Annotated in this window: 25 protein-coding genes; 6 read left to right on the top strand and 19 right to left on the bottom strand. The window is 41.6% G+C overall.

Annotated features, from left to right (window positions below):
- Positions 1-2: 2 nt before the first annotated feature.
- The 9 genes from E7Y33_RS01390 to E7Y33_RS01430 form a co-directional block, all read right to left on the bottom strand.
- Complete coding sequence (locus tag E7Y33_RS01390) at positions 3-743, bottom strand: class I SAM-dependent DNA methyltransferase (protein ID WP_139689442.1); 741 nt, start codon at positions 741-743, stop codon at positions 3-5.
- Between the two features lie 270 nt (positions 744-1,013).
- On the bottom strand, positions 1,014-1,364 hold the full coding sequence (rsfS, locus tag E7Y33_RS01395) for a ribosome silencing factor (RefSeq protein ID WP_139689443.1): 351 nt from the start codon (positions 1,362-1,364) through the stop codon (positions 1,014-1,016).
- Positions 1,365-1,958 (bottom strand): bis(5'-nucleosyl)-tetraphosphatase (symmetrical) YqeK, encoded by a 594-nt coding sequence (gene yqeK / locus E7Y33_RS01400; RefSeq protein WP_070568028.1) that lies wholly within the window; start codon positions 1,956-1,958, stop codon positions 1,365-1,367.
- Positions 1,958-2,587 carry a nicotinate-nucleotide adenylyltransferase gene (locus tag E7Y33_RS01405; RefSeq protein ID WP_000963714.1) on the bottom strand — a complete coding sequence of 210 codons (630 nt, stop codon included), beginning with the start codon at positions 2,585-2,587 and terminating at the stop codon, positions 1,958-1,960. Before E7Y33_RS01405 ends, yqeK begins: the two co-directional genes overlap by 1 nt.
- A 51-nt stretch (positions 2,588-2,638) precedes the next feature.
- The gene (yhbY, locus tag E7Y33_RS01410) at positions 2,639-2,950 is read right to left on the bottom strand and encodes a ribosome assembly RNA-binding protein YhbY (RefSeq protein ID WP_070657738.1); all 312 of its coding nucleotides are present in this window, start codon (positions 2,948-2,950) and stop codon (positions 2,639-2,641) included.
- A 213-nt stretch (positions 2,951-3,163) separates the two neighbouring features.
- Positions 3,164-4,270, bottom strand: coding sequence for a ribosome biogenesis GTPase YqeH (yqeH, locus tag E7Y33_RS01415; RefSeq protein ID WP_084944356.1), 1,107 nt, complete (start codon positions 4,268-4,270; stop codon positions 3,164-3,166).
- 2 nt (positions 4,271-4,272) lie between these two features.
- Entirely contained in the window at positions 4,273-4,800 is a 528-nt protein-coding gene (locus E7Y33_RS01420; RefSeq protein ID WP_006153778.1) for a YqeG family HAD IIIA-type phosphatase, read from the bottom strand.
- A 17-nt stretch (positions 4,801-4,817) separates the two neighbouring features.
- Positions 4,818-5,726, bottom strand: coding sequence for a magnesium transporter CorA family protein (locus E7Y33_RS01425; RefSeq protein WP_000899712.1), 909 nt, complete (start codon positions 5,724-5,726; stop codon positions 4,818-4,820).
- 57 nt (positions 5,727-5,783) lie between these two features.
- Positions 5,784-6,344, bottom strand: coding sequence for a mechanosensitive ion channel family protein (locus tag E7Y33_RS01430; RefSeq protein WP_001150572.1), 561 nt, complete (start codon positions 6,342-6,344; stop codon positions 5,784-5,786).
- A 150-nt stretch (positions 6,345-6,494) separates the two neighbouring features.
- Between E7Y33_RS01430 and sstT the strand changes: the two genes are divergently transcribed.
- Complete coding sequence (gene sstT, locus E7Y33_RS01435) at positions 6,495-7,706, top strand: serine/threonine transporter SstT (RefSeq protein ID WP_139689444.1); 1,212 nt, start codon at positions 6,495-6,497, stop codon at positions 7,704-7,706.
- A 49-nt stretch (positions 7,707-7,755) separates the two neighbouring features.
- Complete coding sequence (locus E7Y33_RS01440) at positions 7,756-8,709, top strand: aromatic acid exporter family protein (protein ID WP_139689445.1); 954 nt, start codon at positions 7,756-7,758, stop codon at positions 8,707-8,709.
- Positions 8,710-8,810: 101 nt separating this feature from the next.
- Here E7Y33_RS01440 and E7Y33_RS01445 read toward each other — a convergent pair whose 3' ends face one another.
- From E7Y33_RS01445 to E7Y33_RS01490, 10 genes are all read right to left on the bottom strand, one after another.
- Positions 8,811-9,353: a T6SS immunity protein Tdi1 domain-containing protein gene (locus tag E7Y33_RS01445; protein ID WP_000892204.1), complete on the bottom strand. Its 543-nt coding sequence runs from the start codon at positions 9,351-9,353 to the stop codon at positions 8,811-8,813.
- Between the two features lie 70 nt (positions 9,354-9,423).
- The gene (locus E7Y33_RS01450; RefSeq protein ID WP_139689446.1) at positions 9,424-9,909 is read right to left on the bottom strand and encodes an immunity protein YezG family protein; all 486 of its coding nucleotides are present in this window, start codon (positions 9,907-9,909) and stop codon (positions 9,424-9,426) included.
- Between the two features lie 364 nt (positions 9,910-10,273).
- Positions 10,274-10,846, bottom strand: coding sequence for a suppressor of fused domain protein (locus E7Y33_RS01455; RefSeq protein WP_139689447.1), 573 nt, complete (start codon positions 10,844-10,846; stop codon positions 10,274-10,276).
- 301 nt (positions 10,847-11,147) lie between these two features.
- Positions 11,148-11,600 carry a YrhA family protein gene (locus tag E7Y33_RS01460; protein WP_084849890.1) on the bottom strand — a complete coding sequence of 151 codons (453 nt, stop codon included), beginning with the start codon at positions 11,598-11,600 and terminating at the stop codon, positions 11,148-11,150.
- A 331-nt stretch (positions 11,601-11,931) separates the two neighbouring features.
- Positions 11,932-12,741, bottom strand: coding sequence for an Imm47 family immunity protein (gene imm47 / locus E7Y33_RS01465; RefSeq protein ID WP_139689448.1), 810 nt, complete (start codon positions 12,739-12,741; stop codon positions 11,932-11,934).
- A gap of 145 nt (positions 12,742-12,886) precedes the next feature.
- Positions 12,887-13,372 carry an immunity protein YezG family protein gene (locus E7Y33_RS01470; RefSeq protein ID WP_139689449.1) on the bottom strand — a complete coding sequence of 162 codons (486 nt, stop codon included), beginning with the start codon at positions 13,370-13,372 and terminating at the stop codon, positions 12,887-12,889.
- A 54-nt stretch (positions 13,373-13,426) separates the two neighbouring features.
- Positions 13,427-14,086, bottom strand: a complete 660-nt coding sequence (locus tag E7Y33_RS01475) for a hypothetical protein (RefSeq protein ID WP_139689450.1) — start codon at positions 14,084-14,086, stop codon at positions 13,427-13,429.
- A 45-nt stretch (positions 14,087-14,131) separates the two neighbouring features.
- Positions 14,132-14,617: a TIGR01741 family protein gene (locus E7Y33_RS01480; RefSeq protein WP_139689451.1), complete on the bottom strand. Its 486-nt coding sequence runs from the start codon at positions 14,615-14,617 to the stop codon at positions 14,132-14,134.
- Positions 14,618-15,121: 504 nt separating this feature from the next.
- Complete coding sequence (locus E7Y33_RS01485; RefSeq protein WP_139689452.1) at positions 15,122-16,666, bottom strand: peptide chain release factor 3; 1,545 nt, start codon at positions 16,664-16,666, stop codon at positions 15,122-15,124.
- A gap of 143 nt (positions 16,667-16,809) precedes the next feature.
- Entirely contained in the window at positions 16,810-17,502 is a 693-nt protein-coding gene (locus E7Y33_RS01490; protein ID WP_125440843.1) for a YwaF family protein, read from the bottom strand.
- 165 nt (positions 17,503-17,667) lie between these two features.
- On the opposite strand from E7Y33_RS01490, the gene gatC reads away from it, so the two are divergent.
- The 4 genes from gatC (at position 17,668) to E7Y33_RS01510 (ending at position 21,903) form a co-directional block, all read left to right on the top strand.
- A complete protein-coding gene (gatC, locus tag E7Y33_RS01495) occupies positions 17,668-17,970 on the top strand; it encodes an Asp-tRNA(Asn)/Glu-tRNA(Gln) amidotransferase subunit GatC (protein WP_000705420.1) in 303 nt (100 codons plus the stop codon).
- Positions 17,970-19,436: an Asp-tRNA(Asn)/Glu-tRNA(Gln) amidotransferase subunit GatA gene (gatA, locus tag E7Y33_RS01500; protein ID WP_139689453.1), complete on the top strand. Its 1,467-nt coding sequence runs from the start codon at positions 17,970-17,972 to the stop codon at positions 19,434-19,436. Before gatC ends, gatA begins: the two co-directional genes overlap by 1 nt.
- Positions 19,436-20,881: an Asp-tRNA(Asn)/Glu-tRNA(Gln) amidotransferase subunit GatB gene (gatB, locus tag E7Y33_RS01505; protein ID WP_139689454.1), complete on the top strand. Its 1,446-nt coding sequence runs from the start codon at positions 19,436-19,438 to the stop codon at positions 20,879-20,881. The genes gatA and gatB overlap by 1 nt, the downstream gene beginning before the upstream one ends.
- A gap of 65 nt (positions 20,882-20,946) precedes the next feature.
- Positions 20,947-21,903 (top strand): zinc-ribbon domain-containing transport protein, encoded by a 957-nt coding sequence (locus E7Y33_RS01510; protein WP_139689455.1) that lies wholly within the window; start codon positions 20,947-20,949, stop codon positions 21,901-21,903.
- The last annotated feature ends 5 nt before the right edge of the window (positions 21,904-21,908 follow it).

Genomic DNA, 21,908 nt, shown 5'->3' on the forward strand with positions numbered 1-21,908 from the left:
TCCTACTTCTGCGCGACAAAAAACCAACGGGTGCTGGTTTCTGTCGGCTCCTTGTCCTCAAAGTCCGCATAGAGTTTGAAAGACTTGAAACCAGCCTGTTCCAGCAAAATATCATAGGTCAAGACCTCATAGGTTCGCTCCTCATGTACCTCATCGTGACGACTAAAGAAACCGTCAGCCTCCTTGATAAAGAAAGTCAACTCATGCACGATGGAGTGAGGAGCTTCGTCCTCATAGGTGTCCCAAAGCATGGCAAAATCTTCCGCATTTTCATGATAAGAATAGCCTGGAAAAACCTCATCCGTCTGGTAGGTTGAATGCACGTCAAAGATAAAGACTCCGTCTTCATTGAGGGCATTATACACTTCCTTAAAGACATCCCCTACTTCCACCTCATCCTGCATGTAGCAGATAGAGTCAGAGTAACACGTGACAAAGTCGTATTGACCTGCCTTGGATAAATCCAGCATATTGCCTTCAATAAAATCAATCTTTTGCTTGGCTGAAGCAGCTCTCTTCTCCGCAATCTTCAGCATATCTGCGCTCAAGTCAAGCCCCGTCACATCAAAGCCTGCTTGAGAAAAGCGCACAGACTGGATACCTGTTCCACAAGCCAATTCCAAAAGCTTCTTTCTCTCCTTGGTCTTAGGCAAATGACGCAGAGAAAAATCCGTCCATTTATCGTATAAACTGTCATCCATGACCGCATCATAGACCGCCGCAAAGGTTTCATAAGTCGCCATAAAACATGATACCAAGTCCGCCCGTAATCGGAATGAAAATTAGGAGCTTGACGATGGAGCCGAGCTCCAAGGAAGGCTATCTATTTTCCGACGATTACAGGACGGGTTCAAATCCTTTCTAAAATAAGCAAAGAAACCCAGTTGACTGCAACTGAGTTCAATTGTACACTATAGTCTTTTCGTTTGCTTTTATTACTAGGCAACGAGTTGCAGGCATAACAGAAGTTAGGCAAGACGAGTTAACGCCGTAATAAAAGATAAAGGAAAAGACTATAAGGTTTCAGATAAATCTACAGAATGTGCCTCATGCCAAAGTTTTTCTAGGTTATAGTGGGCACGCATTTCTTCTGAAAAGATATGCACAACGACACCGCCGAGGTCTAGCAAGACCCAGCCTCCAGCTGCATCACCTTCGACATGATTGCCTTTAAAACCAGCTTGAGCTACTTTTTCACGAATGTTATCAGCGATTGCGTCCAACTGACGGCTATTCATTGAGCTAGTGATAACAAAGTAGTCTGTCACACTGGTCAAATTCTGTACATCAAGTGCGAGGATATCCTCCGCACGTTTCTCATCAGCCGCTTTCACGACTAGTTCTAATAATTCTTTTTCCTTCATTTAGTCCTCTTTCAAATAGTGCACAAAGGCGTTATAGGTTTCAAGGGTTTGGGGATAGATGGGGAATCCCTGATGAGCTAGATGCTCCACGGTACGTGCCGTTTCATAGGCCACAGCCTTATTAAGCGACAAACTTGCAATTTCACGCGCCTGGTCCACTCCTGGAAAGGCACGATTGTGTTCGATATAATCTGCGACGTAGATGACCTTATCTAGCTCGGTCATCTGACCAGCACCGACAGTATGGATTTCAATAGCTCGCAGGATTTCAGAATCATGCAAATCCAAATCTTCTTGAAGCTTGTAAATTCCGACCATGCCATGCCAGACATTGTTTCCCCAGTTTTTGAGGTCGAGGTCTAGCTGATAACGGTCAATCAAGTCTAGAAATTCCTGATCTGACAACTTTTTAGCATAGTCGTGGAGAAGTCCTGCTAGACCTGCTTTCTCACTATCCACACCAAAGCGCTGAGCCAGTTCTATGGCTGCACGCTCCACACCCAAACAATGGGTTAAACGTTTTTCAGGTAGAAGCTCTGCCATTCTTTCCAACAAAGCCTCTCGGGAACAGTTGATATAGTCTTGGTATGCCATCAGTAAAGCCCCTCCTTCTCGATGTAGTCTAGCACTGGCTGAGGTAGGAGAAAGTTGGGTTTCCGACCTTGGGCAAGGAAATCACGCACCATGCTGGATGAGATGTCCATAAGGGGCACATCTACCCATATAACTGGATAGGAAGTTCCTGCCTTGTAGCGTGGTCGCTGGACTCCCACAAACTGAACCATGTCGACTAGCTCATCAATTCGGTACCACTTAGGCAGATAGTCCACCATATCAGCCCCGATAATGAAGTAATAATCCGTATCTGGATGTTGCTCTGTCAAAATCTTCATAGTGTCGTAGGTGTAAGAAATGCCCTTGCGCTCCAGCTCAATAGTTTCAATGGCTAAGCCTTCAATCCCCTCAATCGCCAACTCAAGCATCTTGAGACGGTGGTGCTCGGGGATGGTTTCCTTTTTATCTACATGAGGTGGTTGGTATTCGGGCATAAGCAGGACCTGGTCCAGCCCCAACTGTTGTCGTACTTGGTCCGCCACAACAAGATGGGCATTGTGAACAGGGTTAAAATTTCCCCCTAGAATCCCGACTTGTTTGCGTTTTTTCTCCTTGATTTCTGGCTCCAACTCTACCTTGGTAAAGGGAGTCAATAATTCGATTGCCATAGGCTCGTCTTCCTTTAATTCTCTGTAAAAACAGTTGTTTGGAGTAGGTGTTTAGATTTCTTTGACTTTTTTGGAAATCTTGCGATGTTCTTTCTTGCTGGATTGTTTAAACAAAATCAAGATGCGTCCGATTTTTTGGACAGTATCCACACCGATTTCTTCTTCCAAGATTTCAGCCACTTCGTGGATGTTTTCATCTGTATTTTGCAAGAGAGTAACTTTAATCAATTCACGGGCGTCAAGAGCTTGGCGGACGCTGGTTTTGATTTGGTCGTTAAGTCCATTTTTCCCGATTTGGATGATGGGTTTGAGGGTGTGTGCCTGGCTGTTGAGAAAGGCACGTTGTTTTGATGTTAATGACATAATTTCTTAAAAAGAGTTTCTTTTAATACTTTTCTGAAGTGGTGACGGACGTCAGCAAAGTCCTTCGGACTTTCATGACTAAAATTTGAGCCTAAGGTCTCAAATTTTCCTTTGTTGGTACAACTCCTTGTACCAACTGACACCACGGCGAAAAGTATTCGTTATAGGCTCGCAGAGCTCGCTCGAATCCAGACAACTCTTTCCTTTCTGTGTTTAAATAATTGCTTTTCGTGTGACGACTGCTACGCCTTCTGGTGCCCAGACGGCGACTTTGGCGGTGCCTGTTACGCGGATCCAGCCTAGGCCTGAGATGACTAGATCGGTTTTGTCCTTAATGGTAAAGATATGTTGGACTAGTTTTGGAAAATCTTCTTTTTCCTTGCTATTTGGTGGCGTTAAAAGGGTTCCGAGGTGCTTGTCGTAGAAAGCACTAGCGCCTTCAAGCTTGGTACGGTGGAGTTTGAGTTCATTGTCAAAGAAAGCGGTGAAACCTTGCTTTTCTCCTGAGATGAAATCAAAGCGTCCGAGACCACCTAAAAATAGGGTTTGTTCAGGATTAAGCTGATAGGTTTTGGGCTTAATTTCCTTTTTAGGGCTGACATACTTGAGATTTTTAGCCGTCAAGTAGTGGGCCATCTGGTGACGGTGGATGATTCCCGGCGTATCGTAGATATAAGATCCATCGTCAAGCGGAATCTCAATCTTGTCCAAGGTTGTTCCTGGGAATCGTGAAGTCGTGATGACATTCTGGTCACCCGTGATTTCTTGGATAATTGCATTGATGAGAGTTGATTTTCCAACGTTGGTTACCCCAACTACGTAGACATCGCGGCCCTTACGGTAGTGTTCAATCTTGTCAATGACTTCCTTAATAGCATGCTTATTCTGTGCTGAAGTCAGGACGACATCCACTGGACGAAGTCCTTCTTCGTGGGCACGCTCCATCAGCCACTGGCTAATCTTGCCCGGTTTAACAGACTTGGGCAGGATATCTTTCTTATTTCCAACCAAGAGGACATCATTGCCCGATACAAAGCGTGGCAAGCCAGGGATGACAGAGCCATTAAAGTCAAAGATATCAATGACATTGACCACCAAGGCATCACTGTCACCCACCTCGTGCAAGAGCTTGAGGAAATCATCGTCCGTCAACTGGACATCTGTGATTTCATTGTAATGACGAAGACGGAAACAGCGTTGGCAATAAACTTCGCCAGTCTCCAACCCTTTTTCAAGTGCCGACTGGGGAGTAAATCCAAGACCAGCCTTGTCTGTCGTCTGAATGGTTGCTCCACAACCAATACAGAGAATTTCTTCCATAGTTAGATTCCTTTTTTATATGTAATCGGTCCGTACTTTTCAGTAATTTGCTTCATGACACGACGCTCGCGAGCTCGGTTAATCTGCGTCTTGATAGAGTCATGTTGAACCAAGGGCTTGACCAAGATAGAGCGAATGCCTGCACGATGCGCTGCTCGTATATCCGTCATAAGTTGGTCGCCGACCATGACCACTTCATTTTTCTCATAGTGGAATTCCTTCATGGCACGGTCAATCCCAAAAGTGAAAGGCTTCAAGGCCCAATAAACGTAATCAATCCCAAACTTCTCAACTGCGCGTTGTACCCGTTTTTTTGTATTATTTGATACCACTATGATGCGAATGCCTGCATCCCGAAGGTCATGTAACCATTGCTTCATCTCTGGCGTCCCATCAGGGTTGTTCCAAGCAATGAGGGTATTATCCAAATCGACCAAAACAGCCTTGATCCCCTGCGCCTGCAGGCTTGGGACTGTCAGATCATAAACTGCTTCCACAGCAAAATCTGGCATGTAATTTTCAATCGCCATTCTGGCTCCTTTTCTTTTTAATTTCTAGCAATATTCTTTAAATATTGGGCTAAGACTACCCATAAAATGAGACTAGCTAGCAAAATATAAATCCAAGCATTTGGTTCATTTGCAAACGGTAAGGGAACATTCATTCCGAAGAATCCTGTAATAACTGCAAGGATAGCTAGCAAGACTGAGATAATTGTCAAAGTTGTCAAATTATCATTTAGATTATTATTTAGGATGTTGTTGTAAGAGGCTGAGAGTTGTTGCAAAACTTGAGAAATCAAGTCTGTCATCGAAACCAACTGATGCGCTTCAATCATGGCATCGTCAAACTGTTCTCTCTCAACTTCGTTAAAACTGCGATAAAGGGCATGTCCTTGGATATGTTCCAAGAGGAGACGATTTTGTTTGGCAGCAGCAGTCAGGTAAACCATACCAGTTTCCAAGTCAGAGAGAGCAAAAAGATTTTTTTTAGTTGTTTTTTGACGAAGAAGTGCACTGATTTCATCCTTACCTTTATCCATCTCTTCAATCACTGGATAATAAGCATTGCTAATAATCTCTAAACTGGCAAAAAGAAATTTGTAGATTGAAACAACTTCATGGCTTTCAAGGTAGGATGCCATTCGTTTAATCACATAACTATTCTTGTGGTTGCTAATTGTGATCAGCCGTTGTTTTTCAACGATAAAGGTCATCGGAATCGCTTCATAATATTCTTTGTCTTTTTCTAAGTCAAGAACATTATAAATGAAGGTTACCGTTCCCGTTTCACGGTGATAGTCCATGTGGGCACGCTCATTTCTATCCAGAGCATACTCGATGGTTTCCTTGTCCAATCCATAGACATCCGAAAGGTCTTCCATGTTTTTAATCTTGTCTACATCAAGGTCTATCCACGTACAATCGTGACCTAATTTTTTCTCTACAAATAGCATACTCTCTCCTTTACCAAACTCCTTCTATTGTACCACAAATCTGCTAAAATAGCCGGCCTATTCAGTACGAGATAGATTGCTGACGACGGTGATATTACGATTTGGAACAAAGTGAAGGGCTTGATCGTCACCTCGCAGTTGAGTTGTACGGATCCCTACGCTAACGACCTTTCCAGAAACGGTAATCGGTCCATTTGTGAGAACCACTTCATCGCCCACATCAAGCTGGCGTTCAAAGAGGATGAAAAAGCCATTGATGACATCGGATAGAAAGCCTTGCGCCCCCATACCAATGGCCACCCCGGCAATCCCCGCACCAGCAAGGAGGCTAGAAACTGGCAAACCTAAAATAGACAGGATACAGTAGAGCAGAAAGAAATAAAGAATGTAGTTAAAGACATTCTCCAGCAAACGGGAGATAGTCTTTTGTCTTCCTGCATCTCGATTGGAAAATTTAAGCGAGGGCTTGACAATCTTTCGTACAGTTGCATGAAGCATCTTTTTAGCTATATAAAATAGTAAAAACAAAATCAAAAGAGAAATCACCTTGGTCAAGAGATTCTCTAACATGGTTGTTAAATCAAGTTTATCAAAATAGCGTTGAAAAAAATCTTGCATATAAAACTCCTTTTCCCTATTATACCATAAAATCGCCCTTCTCTTTTCTTTCATAATTATTCAATTATCGGCCCTGTTTTCAAAATATCACTTGCCTCTATAGCATATTTATACTATAATTATAAACAATACATTTTGAAGGAGACTGCTATGAAACGAATCATTAGAGCCTGGACCAAGGCAAGCCTCATCAAACGAATCCTCATTGGTATGCTTTTGGGCGCTTCATTAGGAATCTTCTTTCCTAGTTTTACAGGAATTGGTCTACTTGGCGATCTCTTTGTAGGAGGACTGAAAGCCATCGCTCCTATTTTGGTTTTTGCCCTTGTTGCCAATGCTCTTTCCCAACATCAGAAAGGGCAAAGTACCAATATGAAGACTGTCATCCTCCTCTACTTGATTGGGACTTTCGCTGCTGCCCTGACAGCCGTCCTGGCCAGCTTTCTACTGCCGGTTCAGATTGCTTTGACCAGTGCTAATACAGAAGTTACCGCTCCTGATGGAATTACCCAAGTTCTCAGCAATCTCCTGCTCAAACTGGTGGACAATCCCTTGAATGCCATTGTTGAAGCCAATTATATCGGTATTCTCTCTTGGGCAGTTATCTTTGGCTTAGCTATGAGAGAGGCAAGTAAACACAGTAAAGAATTACTGAGAACCATGGCAGATGTCACCTCTAAAATCGTGGAATGGATTATCAACCTAGCTCCCTTTGGGATTTTAGGCTTGGTTTTCAAGACCATCTCTGACAAGGGCATTGCCAGTTTGGCTAACTACGGTGTCCTCCTAGGACTTTTGATTGCTACTATGGCCTTTGTCGCTCTCATCATCAACCCGCTCATCGCCTTTCTCTTTATGAGGAAAAACCCCTATCCCCTTGTTTTGAAATGCCTACGTGTCAGTGGTATTACAGCCTTTTTCACTCGTAGCTCTGCTGCAAATATCCCTGTCAATATGAAACTCTGCCAAGACTTGGGACTGAATCCTGACACCTACTCTATCTCCATCCCGCTTGGTTCGACTATCAATATGGCTGGCGCTGCTGTTACCATAAATATCCTGACCCTGGCTGCCGTCAACACACTCGGAATCTCGGTAGACTTTGGGACAGCATTTGTGCTCAGTGTCGTGGCTGCCATTTCTGCCTGCGGGGCCTCTGGAATCGCTGGGGGATCCCTTCTCCTCATTCCTGTGGCTTGTAGCCTCTTTGGGATTTCCAACGACTTGGCTATGCAGGTTGTCGGAGTCGGATTTGTGATTGGGGTCGTGCAAGACTCCTGTGAAACAGCCCTGAACTCTTCAACAGATGTCCTCTTTACAGCAGTTGCCGAGTATGCTACAAACCGAAAACTTCGTCCCTAGTCTCTGATTCCTCGTTAAACACTTGATTCTATTAGTTTAGGAAATTTTCATGTCCCTCACTCAACGTACGACAAAACTGATCTTAGCGACCTGTCTCGCTTGTTTTCTCGCTTATTTTTTAGATTTATCATCAGCAGTTTCAGCTGGAATTATCGCCCTCTTAAGCCTCTCCGACACACGCAGAAGCACGCTGAAATTAGCACGTAACCGCCTCTTTTCCATGATCCTAGCGCTCGCTATCGGTGTTCTAGCCTTTCAGCTGACGGGCTTTCACATCTGGAGTCTGGGCCTCTATCTGGCTCTCTATGTCCCTTTAGCCTATAAAATGGGTTGGGAAATCGGCATCACCCCTAGCAGTGTCTTGGTCGGTCATCTCTTGATACAGGAGTCTACTTCCCCAGAGCTCTTGCTTAATGAAGTACTCCTCTTTCTCATCGGGACAAGCTTTGCTCTGTTGGTCAACCTTTACATGCCCTCTCGTGAGAAAGCCATCCAAAGCTACCACCTTCAGGTCGAAGAAAAATTAAAAGACATCCTGCTTCGTTTTAAATACTATCTGTCAAGAGGAGACGGACGCAATCAAGCCCAACTCGTTGACCAATTAGACAAGCTCCTCGATGAAGCTCTCAAACTGGTTTATTTGGATCACTCGGACCATCTCTTTCACCAGACGGACTACCACATCCACTACTTTGAGATGAGACAGAGACAAAGTCGCATCCTGCGAAATATGGCCCAGCAGATCAATACCTGTCATCTGGCCGCAAGTGAGAGTTTGATCTTGGCCCAGCTCTTTTCTAAGATTGCTGCTCAGCTAAGTCAGACCAATCCTGCTCATGACCTACTTGATGACATCGAACGCTATCTGCAAGTCTTCCGCAATCGGAGTCTCCCGAAAACACGTGAGGAGTTTGAAACCCGTGCCACCCTCCTGCAACTACTACGCGAAGCCGAAACCTTTATCCAGGTCAAGGTCGATTTTTACCAAAAATATGGAAACTAAAACGCAAAGAACCTCAGAGAATTCCTCTGAGGTTCTTGTGTTTTGCATTTGGAAGGGAATTTTATTCCCTCACACTGTTCTCAAAAAAGAAATAGCAACTCCTAGTCGTCCATCACACCACCTGTAAGCTGGTACATGAGGTAAATGTGCTCCAAGACTTTTACCTTATCCATGTGGTCTACATCTTTTACGCCTCCCAAGGCCAGCAAAGGAACAAAACCGAAACACTCATCGTAGGCTAATTGACCATGTTTGGCGACCGCTTTTTTGTAGAGTGGAATATCGAAATAATCGTCTTTGAAATCTTCATCATCAACATACTCTATGAAACGGTCCATACGCTTAATCATAATATCCAAATCTTGAATATTATATTGGACAATTCCCACGTAGGTATTCTTTTCCCAAGTAATAATATCTCCAAATGCTGTTACAAACATAGGAAAAGCGACATCTCCTCTGAAATAACTATCTTGGAGAAGTTCAAGATAATCCTCTGGATTAATCACCTTCAAATAACCATCTAAAAAGGTTCCCAGACCATCCTCCTGCCAAATTTGAACCAACTCAGCTGGAACTTGATTTTTATATTTTTCAATAACATCTTTGGGCATATCTGCCACTTTAATAAAGTTTTCTAGCATTTTTTCCTCCGATTCGCATTAACAGCAATGCTCAAAAAATCACATTCTTCAAAATTTAATCAAGCTTATGCTACTTTTGATTATGTTCCTGCTGGAAGGCTTCCATAGCCTTGAACTGTTCAAGCTCTTTTTCGTTTCTTGGCTCAAAACCAAGAAACTTATATCTGAAAAAGTTCTTACGAATGACTGGCCCATAACCACTTTCTAACCATGGAGCATAGTCATAGTCGACTGAAAGCTTGTTGTTATCATCTAAATGGATAATACAAATATACCAATCTGCTTGGTCATTCTCTAAAAATATTTTTTTCAGTTCTTGTGCTTTTTCAAATAAAATGTCGTATTCTTTATCAAACACTTCACTTGATAGTGAGTATAAACTTGGAATATCTAAAAAATATTGATACTCATTCAAGCTTTTAAAAAAGAAATAAATCCCTCCACTCAATGTTCTATCTAATTCAATACTAATATACAAATCATCCCACTCAACTGGAATCATATCATTGGCTTGATGCACGATTTCAATAATTTTCTCATTAATCTGTTGTTCCATATATTCCTCCGGTTGGTGTGTTCAAATTTTATCTGTATCTCTAGTATACCATAAACCCTATATCCCACTCCTTGATAAACTGCAAAAAGACCACCTCGAAGGTGGTTAGAGCAAAAATTTTTTTGACCCAATAAATTGTAAGGCAAAAATCCAAATCCATAGAGTGTTCATCGTAGCTACCAGCTCCTTTCGGAGAGCTACTCTATAAAATTGCGTGCCTCATTCCAATCAGATATGTAGTAGATTCCATCAATGACGGAATTCGCACGTCAGCTGAAAGAAAGATCGGACATACAACGGATATTGATGAGTTTTAAAAAAAGCAGGTCTCTACCCCTGCTCCTGAAAAAAGATAAAAAATTTATTACACTACAGAAGGCCTCATAAAATCATAAACATCTATCTGATGCTCTTCAAACAATGCTTCCAACTTCTGCGCTCCTACTTCGACTCCATGCTTTTCTATAAATTGAAGCTCAGCTTCTGTAATAGGGATAGCTTGTAGCCACGTAACATACTCTTCATCAAAATCAAAAGACTCTAGTTCCCACAAGAAAGGCTGAGTGAAAAATATATGATTTACTTTTGCATTTGGATAGTAATTTCTAATTATATTTGGATAGACTGCCCCAAGAGAGATGCTATATTCTCCTCTCACGATATTAAAACCACAGTCTGCTATAATATTTGGAAAATATTCCAGCTCTGCATCAGCTGCTCCAATGATTTCAACTCTTAAAGGCTTATCATTTATTCGACGATAAATGGTATATTCTGATAAACCGATTGTTGCTGCAGTTGTTAAATCATCGTCCGGACGATTCTCTCCAATAAATATATCTAATTTGTTATCGTGATTTCTAAATGTATAGGCTTGAGGAACTCCCCCTACAGCTCTGGCTATTTCCTGTGCAATTTTAATTTTATCGTATTTCATTTGATTCTCCTCTTAAAGTTTGCTCCAGCATGAGCTATGTTATCTTTCAGTTTCACTACACTCTTATGGAAATTCTCACAAAAGGCGTTAGAGTTTGATGATACCTCTGCCAGATTATCACCAAATTAACTGACTCTATAATCCCAGTATACCATAAACCCTATGGACTAGCGTTTGGAAAACAATAAAAGACCGCCTCGAGGGTGGCCGTTTATCAGTTCAAACTATTTCCATTATGTTCCTTCTGGATGGATTCCATATCTACCGTTGGAAAATTATTTATCATATTTTACCTATCTTTTTAAGAGGCACATTCAAGAGCATCTGAAAGAAAACTTTCAAGTAAATCATCTAAAGAATTAAATTTTTCAACTACATCCGCAGATGGCATATCCAATTCTAAATATTCATCATTACTAGGATTATATACAAACCAACTAATATTGTTCTCTCCAATAAAAACAAACTGTTTATTTTCTTCGACTTCATGCCAAATTTTATTATACTCAAAGAAATCATAAATCTCTGAAGAACAACTATCATCTGCTTTTAAACCATAAAGAACGCACCCATTAAAATCAAGACCATTTACTTTTGTTATAAATCGTGAATATTCTTGCACCATGAATGTCTTAACTTCGTTTGTTTCATTTTGACTAAGAAATTTAATTTTCTCTAAATCAATTGGAGAATTTAGCTTTTCCCCATAACCAGATTCAATTCTATCTACTCTTCTTAAAAGTTCAAGCCACATTTATTTACCTCACTAATTATATATGTCCTTTCCAACAATTACCACAAAACTTCCTTACTATCCTTTATTTTCATTGTTCTACAAAATACTCTTTTGATAACTGGTAATAACTTTATTGTAAGATTTATTATCTTTAAAAATATGATTTCCATCACTTTCTCATATTCTCATAAATCTGTTTTTCCAACGCATCCTCCAATTTAGGTTCAAATGGGTCTTCTGTCTTAGCAACTCTACAATCCTAGTATACCATAAACCCTATGGACTAGCGTTTGGAAAACAATAAAAGACCACCTCGAGAGTAGTCCTTTGTTATCAATCGTCCATTTCATTATTTTACAAGTTCTTCAACTGGTTGGCCGTAAAAATATTTCATACCTTCCGTCCAGTCTTTTTCTGATAAGTCATCAATATAACCAACCATCAAATCAATTTCATTTTTTGAAATAAGAGTATTGGTATCCACTGGGACCTGCTTGCCTGTGTAAATAGACAGAAGGGAAGCCTGAAGATAAAGATGGTATTTCTGTTCTTTTTGAGCAGCGATGTAAAGAGCAGTCATAATTTCTTGTGTAAATAAACCAGGAAAAACCTGAAGAGTTTTATAATAATAGTAATCTAAGTTCTTGTGCTTTATTACATCAAAATATAAACTTCCAACTTCTTCTAATCTTGCATTTTCCTCTATAATTGAACGATAGTTGAGAAAACTATCCAAAGCATCTTGAATAGCGTACTCCACTTCGGTTTCTGTATCTTCCCACTCCTCCCACAGAGTAAGAAGATAAGGAACGACTTCATAGGACATTGTTTCCACAGCGCCAGCGACAAAAGTAAATATCGCAAATTCTGAAGCCGAACTTAAAAAATGAAAATTTTCAACTTTTTTTAAATCATCATGTGTACAAACTGAACAAAACAATCGAATACAAAGATTGACTACGGCTTCATCTTTTGTCTGGTTCATCAAGTCAATCAGCAAGTCTTTTACTGTAAAATCTCCCTTTTTTAAGATTTCAGCAATCAGCAATACACATTCTCTCTCATCATTTACTGAAAGTAAGCCCCTTTTTAAATTTTCCAGCGCTACTGAACTAACGTGACCGAACGACATTCCTGGCATTAACAGTTTGTTTCCCATCTCCATTCTCCTTTTATCTCAATACTTTTTTTGGAAATTTGTTACTTGCTTTCTGACCGATGCTAAGTTATCACCAAATTTACTGGCTCTACACTTCCAGTATACCATAAAAGGCCACCTCGAGGGTGGCCGTTTATCCATGAAACTAGTTCTCATTATATTTTTGCTGAAAGGCTTCCATAGCCTTGAACAACTCAAGTTCTTTTTCGTTAGCTGGTTGCTTGCCGAGATACTTGTATTCAAAGAATTCTATTCTATCCGTTGGTCCAAATTTACTTTTATTCCATGGTGCATAGTCAAAGTCCAAAGAGGTTTTATTGTTTTCATCCACTTTGATTGTAAAGGCGGACCACTCTGCCAGACCCTGCTCGATGAAAATCTTCTTCATATCTTCACCTAAAGCAAAAAGATTTATGTAATCTATTCTGAATTCTGTCTTAGGGATAGCAAATAAAGATGGAATATCCATGTAATAATGATATTCTCCTTTATATTTAAAGAAAAATATCACGCCACCACTAAGCGTCTTATCTACTTCAAAATTAATATAAAGGTCATCCCACTCAACTGGAATCATATCATTTACTTTATATACAATCTCTTTCATCTTCTCATTAATCTGTTTCTCCATATGTTCCTCCGGTTTGGTTTATACATTTAAAGACAAGCACGGAACCTAGACATCCTAATCTTCCTTGAGTTTTTCTTTACAATAATCCACAATGTATTCATTAATCCATTTACCCTTATTTTGGAAGTCTCCGAATTTACGCTTTGCAATCAAGCCTTCAGCCTTTTGGAGTGCCTCTGCATACTGCTCCCGGTGGATCATTAATAGCATTCCTATTAAATCATAACCTACAAGACTAGGTCCGTTCTTGACCGTATAGGCATAGAAGTCTTCAAAAGTTGGGAAGCTATTTATAAGTTTTACAACTTCTTCATGCACTTCTGAGAGCACCTCAAAAACCTTGGATTCGACTTTTTCTAAATCAAGACCCTCCATTGTCCAGTCTTCTTTGACCATCCTATATGGTAATGATAAACTATCGACTGTAAAAGCTCCAACTGCTCGAAGACTCATGGGCTCCTGCGAATTACTCGCCATATCAAAAACTTCCCAAAAGATATCATCAAAAATATATGGTTTGATATAAGGGTCAATTGTCAAACGAAACTCATTATCTGGAAAATTAATATTAATCCTATACGAGACCAGATAGTCTCCTACTTTGTTGAAATAGGCCCAATCTCGAGACTTTAATTGTACTTTTTTTGCTGCATTGCGCTGAACTTTTTTCAATTCTTTTTTAAGTTGTTTATCTATTTTTGAAAATTTTACCATTGAATTTCCTCACTAATCTGGTCTTATTCCTCTTATCCAAGCAAACTATTTTCCATTATGTTCCTGCTGGAAGGCTTCCATAGCCTTGAACTGTTCTAGTTCTTTTTCATTAGCTGGTTGTTTGCCTAAATATTTATATTGAAAAAAAGAGGTTCTTGCACTTGGTCCAAAGCCACTTTCGAGCCATGGGGCATAATCAAAGTCCATTGATAACTTATTGTTTTCATCTAAATGAATCAAGCCTGCTGACCAATCGCTCAATTCGTTATCCATGAATACTTTTTTTAGTTCTTGAACTTTTTCAAATAATTTATCGTATTCCTCAAAAAATTCCAACTTAGAAACGCCAAAATCTCGAGGAATATAAAAGAAATAATGGTACTCTCCATTGTATTTGAAGAAAAAGTTAATTCCTCCACTTAAGGTTCTATCCACTTCAAAATTAATATAAAGGTCATCCCACTCAACTGGAATCATATCGTTGGCTTGATGCACTATTTCGATAATTTTCTCATTAATCTGTTTTTCCATATGTTCCTCCGGTTGGTGTGTTCAAATTTTATCTGTATCTCTAGTATACCATAAAGAACAGAAACCAACTTACTCTTATAAAATTTGCTCAAATAGGGCAACATTACCTCAATAAAACAGTAAAATAGACCAATCATATCTCTAGGTATAGCAACTTTCTATCCTTTCCAACAAAAAATCCACGAATCGATAATATTCGAGGACTTTTCTTACGACGCATTTAAGCAAAATGCCACACTAATTAATAGCCGTAATCTACGACACTGAGTTTTACAAATCGATTTCATTTGTAAAATGTGGTTACGACGGAAAAACCCACGAATCAATAATATTCGTGGATTTTTCCTAGTGAAGCGTTTAGGTAAGCCGATTTTACACTACGACACGGAGTTTGGCAAATCGATTCTATTTGCCAAACGTAGTTAGTAAGGCAGTTAGCTAGTTCGCCAAATAGCGACTAGCGTCCAACAATTAGGAACTTTAGTTCCAATTGTTAGTGCTGAGTTACATTTTTTCCTCCAACTCTACGTCTGGATACTTGTCTGCAAACCAGCGGAGGGCAAAGTCATTTTCAAAGAGGAAGACTGGTTGATCGAAACGGTCTTTGGCCAAGATATTGCGGCTTGAGGACATGCGCTCATCCAAGTCCTCAGGCTTGATCCAGCGAACGGTCTTTTTACCCATTGGGCTCATGACTACTTCCGCATTATATTCGCCTTCCATGCGGTGCTTAAAGACTTCAAACTGGAGTTGTCCAACAGCTCCTAGCATGTACTCACCAGTTTGGTAATTCTTGTAAAGCTGAATGGCTCCTTCTTGCACCAATTGCTCAATCCCCTTGTGGAAGGATTTTTGTTTCATAACGTTCTTAGCAGAAACTTTCATGAAAATCTCAGGTGTAAAGGTTGGAAGGGGTTCAAATTCAAACTTGTTTTTTCCAACCGTCAAGGTGTCTCCAACCTGATAAGTACCGGTATCGTAAACCCCGATGATATCACCTGCCACGGCATTGGTTACATTTTCACGACTTTCAGCCATAAACTGAGTGACATTAGAAAGCTTGGCAGTCTTCCCAGTACGAGGCAGATTGACACTCATCCCTCGCTCAAACTCACCTGATACGATACGAACAAAGGCGATACGGTCCCGGTGACGAGGGTCCATGTTAGCTTGAATTTTAAAGACAAATCCTGAGAAATCCTTGTCATAAGGATCCACAATTTCGCCATCTGTTTTCTTGTGGCCATGTGGTTCTGGAGCAAACTTAAGGAAGGTCTCAAGGAAGGTCTGCACCCCAAAGTTAGTGAGGGCTGAACCAAAGAAGACCGGAGTCAGTTCTCCTGCAAGAATAGCTTCTTCTGAAAATTCATTTCCTGCTTCTTGCAACAGTTCTATGTCGTCCTTAACCTGAGCGTAGAAAGGATTGCCTCCAAAGAGCTTATCCCCTTCTTCCAGACTGGCAAAACGCTCATCCCCTTTATAAAGTTCCAAACGTTGGTTATAGAGGTCGTACAAGCCTTCGAAGGCTTTCCCCATCCCGATTGGCCAGTTCATAGGATAGCTCGCAATACCTAGGACTTCTTCTAGTTCTTGCAAGAGATCCAGTGGCTCACGACCGTCACGATCCAGCTTGTTCATAAAGGTAAAGACTGGAATGCCACGGTGCTTCACAACCTCAAACAATTTCTTGGTTTGGGCCTCGATCCCCTTGGCAGAGTCCACGACCATAACCGCAGCATCCACCGCCATCAAGGTACGATAGGTATCTTCTGAGAAGTCCTCGTGCCCTGGTGTGTCGAGGATATTCACGCGCTTGCCGTCGTAGTCAAACTGCATAACAGATGAAGTGACCGAAATCCCACGTTGTTTCTCGATATCCATCCAGTCAGACTTGGCAAAAGTCCCTGTTTTCTTCCCTTTTACCGTACCAGCCTCACGAATCTCGCCCCCAAAGTAGAGCAACTGCTCCGTAATGGTTGTCTTACCCGCGTCCGGGTGGGAGATGATGGCAAAGGTACGACGTTTCTTAATTTCTTCTTGAATAGTCATAAGTTCTCTTTCTTTGATTTTCTATTTTTAGTTGTTTCAGTAGCTAAGAATGATGTTTACATTGGATTTTACCATTCCTTTCAACTCTCCATTATAGCGGATTTTAGGGAGTTTTTCAATTGCTCATCCGATGAAAAGGCAAGCTAGAGCACAGATTGCACCTGATTTCTCTTTTTCCACCGTTTCTTGAACAAGATATCAAAGAGAACCAGAGCCAGTGAGAGGATGACAGACACAAGAAGGTATTTTAACCACAAGGGAGCATCTGGAATAAAAGGTGTCTTGTTTAACAAACCATAATTTCCACCCGTCACCTGATTAACCCCAACTAGAAAGAGGTTGAGAATAAAGGTATAGGCTACAATCATATATTTCTTAAGCAAGGTCTTGTCATAGTGATTCATCAAGTAAACCAAGGAATTCACTAGAAGGGCATAGTGCCCAATCAAAAATGAAAAACTGGTGATATGGGGGAAATCATAGGGATCAAAAACTGGGTAAACCAAAGCAAAGACCGCTCCACTTGCTCCTAAGAGGGCAAAATATTGCTTGCTCCGCCATTTATCTGGCAAGAAAACCACCGCAAACATGGCTAAACGGCAATGGTAAAATGGAAGGCTATTAGAAAATGGAATCCCAAAACCAACATACCAACTATAAAGAGCTAGCAACTGGAGGATCTGAATCCCCTTAAACAAGCGGACAAATTTCGGATTTTTGTGATAAACAAGCGCTCCATAAATACAAAGTACTAAAGTAAGCATCATGATCCCATACCAAAAGAGGGAAATGGGAGGAGGAACCGTTTGAGATCTGGTGATAAATTGATGGAACATATTTCTATCCTAACTCTTATTTTTTCTATTCTCTAATTTAACCATTATAGCGAATTAAAAACGATTTTTCAATTTCTATTTCTTTTCAGTTTGGCTCCCTTATTTATAGGAAAATATGGTAAAATAGAACAGACTAAAAATCATCATTTCACGAAAGGAAGCAAGATGAAAATTACGCAAGAAGAGGTAACACACGTTGCCAATCTTTCAAAATTAAGATTCTCTGAAGAAGAAACTGCTGCCTTTGCGACAACCTTGTCTAAAATTGTTGACATGGTTGAATTGCTGGGCGAAGTCGACACAACTGGTGTCGCACCTACTACGACCATGGCTGACCGCAAGACCGTACTCCGCCCTGATGTGGCCGAAGAAGGAACAGACCGTGACCGCTTGTTTAAAAACGTACCTGAAAAAGAAAACTACTATATCAAGGTACCAGCTATCCTAGATGATGGAGGAGATGCCTAATGACTTTTAATAACAAAACGATTGAAGACTTGCACAACCTCCTTGTATCTAAGGAGATTTCAGCTACTGAATTGACCCAAGCCACGCTTGAAGATATCAAGTCTCGCGAGAAAGCTATCAATGCTTTTGTCACTATCGCTGAAGAACAAGCCCTTGCTCAAGCTAAAGCCATTGATGAAGCTGGAATTGACGCGGATAATGTCCTTTCAGGAATTCCACTGGCTGTTAAGGATAATATTTCTACTGACGGCATCCTCACAACTGCTGCCTCAAAAATGCTCTACAACTACGAGCCTATCTTTGATGCGACAGCCGTTGCCAATGCCAAAGCTAAAGGCATGATTGTTGTCGGAAAAACCAACATGGACGAGTTTGCCATGGGTGGATCCGGTGAGACTTCCTACTACGGCGCAACAAAAAATGCTTGGGACCACAGCAAGGTTCCTGGTGGTTCATCAAGCGGTTCTGCCGCAGCTGTAGCCTCAGGTCAAGTCCGCTTGTCACTTGGTTCTGATACGGGTGGTTCTATCCGCCAACCTGCTGCCTTCAACGGGATCGTTGGTCTCAAACCAACCTACGGAACAGTTTCTCGTTTCGGTCTCATTGCCTTCGGTAGCTCGCTAGACCAAATCGGACCTTTTGCACCAACTGTTAAGGAAAATGCTCTCTTACTCAACGCTATTGCCAGCGAAGATGCCAAAGACTCTACTTCTGCCCCTGTTCGCATTGCTGACTTTACTTCAAAAATCGGTCAAGATATCAAGGGAATGAAAATTGCTTTGCCTAAGGAATACCTCGGTGAAGGAATTGTCCCAGAAGTTAAGGAAACCATTCTGAGTGCAGCCAAACACTTTGAGAAACTTGGCGCTATCGTCGAAGAAGTCAGCCTTCCTCACTCAAAATACGGTGTTGCCGTTTACTACATTATCGCTTCATCAGAAGCCTCATCAAACTTGCAACGCTTTGACGGTATCCGTTACGGCTACCGCGCAGAAGATGCAAGCAACCTTGATGAAATCTATGTAAACAGCCGTAGTCAAGGTTTTGGTGAAGAGGTTAAACGCCGTATCATGCTAGGTACTTTCAGCCTTTCATCAGGTTACTATGATGCCTACTATAAGAAAGCTGGTCAGGTCCGTACCCTCATCATCCAAGATTTCGAAAAAGTCTTTGCGGATTACGACTTGATTTTGGGACCAACTGCTCCAAGCGTTGCCTATGATTTGGACTCCCTCAACCACGACCCAGTTGCCATGTACTTGGCTGACCTTTTGACCATCCCAGTCAACTTAGCAGGTCTCCCAGGAATTTCAATTCCTGCTGGATTCTCTCAAGGTCTACCAGTCGGTCTCCAATTGATCGGTCCTAAGTACTCTGAGGAAACCATTTACCAAGCTGCTGCTGCTTTTGAAGCAACAACAGACTACCACAAACAACAACCCGTGATTTTTGGAGGTGACAACTAATGAACTTTGAAACAGTCATTGGACTTGAAGTCCACGTAGAGCTCAACACCAATTCAAAAATCTTCTCACCTACTTCTGCCCACTTTGGAAATGACCAAAATGCCAACACTAACGTGATTGACTGGTCCTTCCCAGGCGTTCTACCCGTTCTCAATAAAGGGGTTGTCGATGCCGGTATCAAGGCAGCTCTTGCTCTCAACATGGACATCCACAAAAAGATGCACTTTGACCGCAAGAACTACTTCTATCCCGACAATCCCAAAGCCTACCAAATTTCTCAGTTTGATGAGCCAATCGGTTATAACGGCTGGATTGAAGTGGAGCTAGAAGATGGTACAACCAAGAAAATCGGTATCGAACGCGCTCACCTAGAGGAAGATGCTGGTAAAAACACCCACGGTACAGATGGCTACTCTTATGTTGACCTCAACCGCCAAGGGGTGCCCTTGATTGAGATTGTATCTGAAGCCGACATGCGTTCCCCAGAAGAAGCCTACGCTTATCTGACAGCCCTCAAGGAAGTCATCCAGTACGCTGGCATTTCTGACGTTAAGATGGAAGAAGGTTCTATGCGTGTGGATGCCAACATTTCTCTTCGTCCTTATGGTCAAGAAAAATTCGGTACCAAGACTGAGTTGAAAAACCTCAACTCCTTCTCAAACGTTCGCAAGGGTCTCGAATACGAAGTCCAACGTCAAGCTGAAATCCTTCGCTCAGGTGGTCAAATCCGCCAAGAAACACGCCGTTATGACGAAGCTAACAAAGCAACCATCCTCATGCGTGTCAAAGAAGGCGCTGCAGACTACCGCTACTTCCCAGAACCAGACCTACCCCTCTTTGAAATCTCTGATGAGTGGATCGAAGAAATGCGTACTGAACTGCCAGAGTTTCCAAAGGAACGCCGTGCTCGCTATGTATCTGATCTTGGCTTGTCAGACTACGATGCTAGCCAGTTGACGGCAAACAAAGTCACTTCTGACTTCTTTGAAAAAGCTGTTGCCCTCGGTGGCGATGCCAAACAAGTCTCTAACTGGCTCCAAGGCGAAGTTGCTCAGTTCTTGAACGCCGAAGGTAAAACACTAGAACAAATCGAATTGACACCAGAAAACTTGGTAGAAATGATTTCCATCATCGAAGATGGTACTATCTCTTCTAAGATTGCCAAGAAGGTCTTTGTCCACCTGGCTAAAAATGGCGGTGGCGCGCGTGAATACGTGGAAAAAGCAGGCTTGGTGCAAATCTCTGATCCAGATGTCTTGATCCCAATCATCCACCAAGTCTTTGCTGATAACGAAGCTGCTGTTGCCGACTTCAAATCAGGTAAACGCAACGCAGACAAGGCCTTCACAGGATTCCTTATGAAGGCAACCAAAGGACAAGCCAACCCACAAGTTGCTCTTAAACTGCTTGCACAAGAATTGACGAAGTTGAAAGAAAGTGAGTAATTCGCTAGTAGTCACCCAGTAGTCGTCTAGACAGCTACCTTTTCAATCATATAGTTAGGAGACACATGAAAAAGTTTTATGCTCTTTTAATGACCTGTTTATTACTTGTTTTTCTATCCGTGCCTCAAATCGTTGATGCGGGTGTCGGACATTCCAGAAGTGGAGGGAGCAGCCGCAGTAGCTCCAGAAGTAGCAGCCGCTCAAGTGGAGGTGGAAGTCGTTCTGGTGGCTCATCCTACCACTACTACCGCTCTGGATATGGATCATCCTCTGACAGTTCTGCTAGCTCTCCCTATCTAGGATTTATGTTCATATTAGTTGGAGGAATCATACTAGTTGTTATCGTCAAATCCTTGCAGAATAAGTCTGGAGATTCGAGTTCAACCTACACTAGTAATGATTATCAAACGCTCCATCGTCGAGTTGAACACAACACACTGGCCATTAGTCGTGTGAAATACGGAGATCCAAACTTTGACGCGGAAGCTTTCACATCTTGGGTTAAGGAAGTCTACCTTAAATTGCAGGTTGCCTGGACTGAGAAGAATTGGAACTCTGTCCGAGCTTTAGAAAGTACCAGTCTCTACTCTCAACACAGTACCCAACTCGAAGACCATATTCGTGCTAAAACAACTAATGTTTTAGAGAAAGTTTGTATCGAAAATGTTCGCATCAAGGAGTTCATTGAAAATCCTGACGGAAACGATACCTTAGTGGTGATTTTGTCATCTATCTTGCGGGACTATGTCATTGACGATGAGACTCGCCGTGTCCTTGAAGGAGACCCTAAAAAAGATCTCTTCACCGTGTATCAATTGAACTTTATCCGTCAACACGGTAGCCAAACGCAAGCAGTCAATCCAGACGAAGTTGTGAGCGACCACTGTCCAAACTGTGGCGCCCCATTGAAAATCTCTGCAGTTAGCGAGTGCGACTACTGTGGTGCCAATCTCTCTCGCAGTCCAAACCAATGGGTACTGGATACCTACGATGTTGTGGATGAAGACGAACTATATAATTAGGAGGA

The organism is Streptococcus oralis, assembly GCF_006175905.1.
In the GTDB taxonomy this organism is placed as follows: Bacteria; Bacillota; Bacilli; order Lactobacillales; family Streptococcaceae; genus Streptococcus; species Streptococcus oralis_BG.

Bases quoted from the DNA above. Each gene is read 5' to 3' on its own strand.
- E7Y33_RS01405 (WP_000963714.1), bottom strand. From the start codon at position 2,587: ATGGCAATCGAATTATTGACTCCCTTTACCAAGGTAGAGTTGGAGCCA.
- E7Y33_RS01430 (WP_001150572.1), bottom strand. From the start codon at position 6,344: ATGCAAGATTTTTTTCAACGCTATTTTGATAAACTTGATTTAACAACC.
- E7Y33_RS01440 (WP_139689445.1), top strand. From the start codon at position 7,756: ATGTCCCTCACTCAACGTACGACAAAACTGATCTTAGCGACCTGTCTC.
- E7Y33_RS01480 (WP_139689451.1), bottom strand. From the start codon at position 14,617: ATGGAAAAACAGATTAATGAGAAAATTATCGAAATAGTGCATCAAGCC.
- gatC (WP_000705420.1), top strand. From the start codon at position 17,668: ATGAAAATTACGCAAGAAGAGGTAACACACGTTGCCAATCTTTCAAAA.
- gatA (WP_139689453.1), top strand. From the start codon at position 17,970: ATGACTTTTAATAACAAAACGATTGAAGACTTGCACAACCTCCTTGTA.
- E7Y33_RS01425 (WP_000899712.1), bottom strand. From the start codon at position 5,726: ATGCTATTTGTAGAGAAAAAATTAGGTCACGATTGTACGTGGATAGAC.
- E7Y33_RS01510 (WP_139689455.1), top strand. From the start codon at position 20,947: ATGAAAAAGTTTTATGCTCTTTTAATGACCTGTTTATTACTTGTTTTT.
- E7Y33_RS01455 (WP_139689447.1), bottom strand. From the start codon at position 10,846: ATGAAATACGATAAAATTAAAATTGCACAGGAAATAGCCAGAGCTGTA.
- E7Y33_RS01460 (WP_084849890.1), bottom strand. From the start codon at position 11,600: ATGTGGCTTGAACTTTTAAGAAGAGTAGATAGAATTGAATCTGGTTAT.
- yqeK (WP_070568028.1), bottom strand. From the start codon at position 1,958: ATGGCATACCAAGACTATATCAACTGTTCCCGAGAGGCTTTGTTGGAA.
- yhbY (WP_070657738.1), bottom strand. From the start codon at position 2,950: ATGTCATTAACATCAAAACAACGTGCCTTTCTCAACAGCCAGGCACAC.
- E7Y33_RS01390 (WP_139689442.1), bottom strand. From the start codon at position 743: ATGGCGACTTATGAAACCTTTGCGGCGGTCTATGATGCGGTCATGGAT.
- sstT (WP_139689444.1), top strand. From the start codon at position 6,495: ATGAAACGAATCATTAGAGCCTGGACCAAGGCAAGCCTCATCAAACGA.
- yqeH (WP_084944356.1), bottom strand. From the start codon at position 4,270: ATGGAAGAAATTCTCTGTATTGGTTGTGGAGCAACCATTCAGACGACA.
- imm47 (WP_139689448.1), bottom strand. From the start codon at position 12,741: ATGGGAAACAAACTGTTAATGCCAGGAATGTCGTTCGGTCACGTTAGT.
- E7Y33_RS01445 (WP_000892204.1), bottom strand. From the start codon at position 9,353: ATGCTAGAAAACTTTATTAAAGTGGCAGATATGCCCAAAGATGTTATT.
- E7Y33_RS01485 (WP_139689452.1), bottom strand. From the start codon at position 16,666: ATGACTATTCAAGAAGAAATTAAGAAACGTCGTACCTTTGCCATCATC.
- E7Y33_RS01475 (WP_139689450.1), bottom strand. From the start codon at position 14,086: ATGGTAAAATTTTCAAAAATAGATAAACAACTTAAAAAAGAATTGAAA.
- E7Y33_RS01420 (WP_006153778.1), bottom strand. From the start codon at position 4,800: ATGGCGATTGAAAATTACATGCCAGATTTTGCTGTGGAAGCAGTTTAT.
- rsfS (WP_139689443.1), bottom strand. From the start codon at position 1,364: ATGAAGGAAAAAGAATTATTAGAACTAGTCGTGAAAGCGGCTGATGAG.
- E7Y33_RS01450 (WP_139689446.1), bottom strand. From the start codon at position 9,909: ATGGAACAACAGATTAATGAGAAAATTATTGAAATCGTGCATCAAGCC.
- E7Y33_RS01470 (WP_139689449.1), bottom strand. From the start codon at position 13,372: ATGGAGAAACAGATTAATGAGAAGATGAAAGAGATTGTATATAAAGTA.
- E7Y33_RS01490 (WP_125440843.1), bottom strand. From the start codon at position 17,502: ATGTTCCATCAATTTATCACCAGATCTCAAACGGTTCCTCCTCCCATT.
- gatB (WP_139689454.1), top strand. From the start codon at position 19,436: ATGAACTTTGAAACAGTCATTGGACTTGAAGTCCACGTAGAGCTCAAC.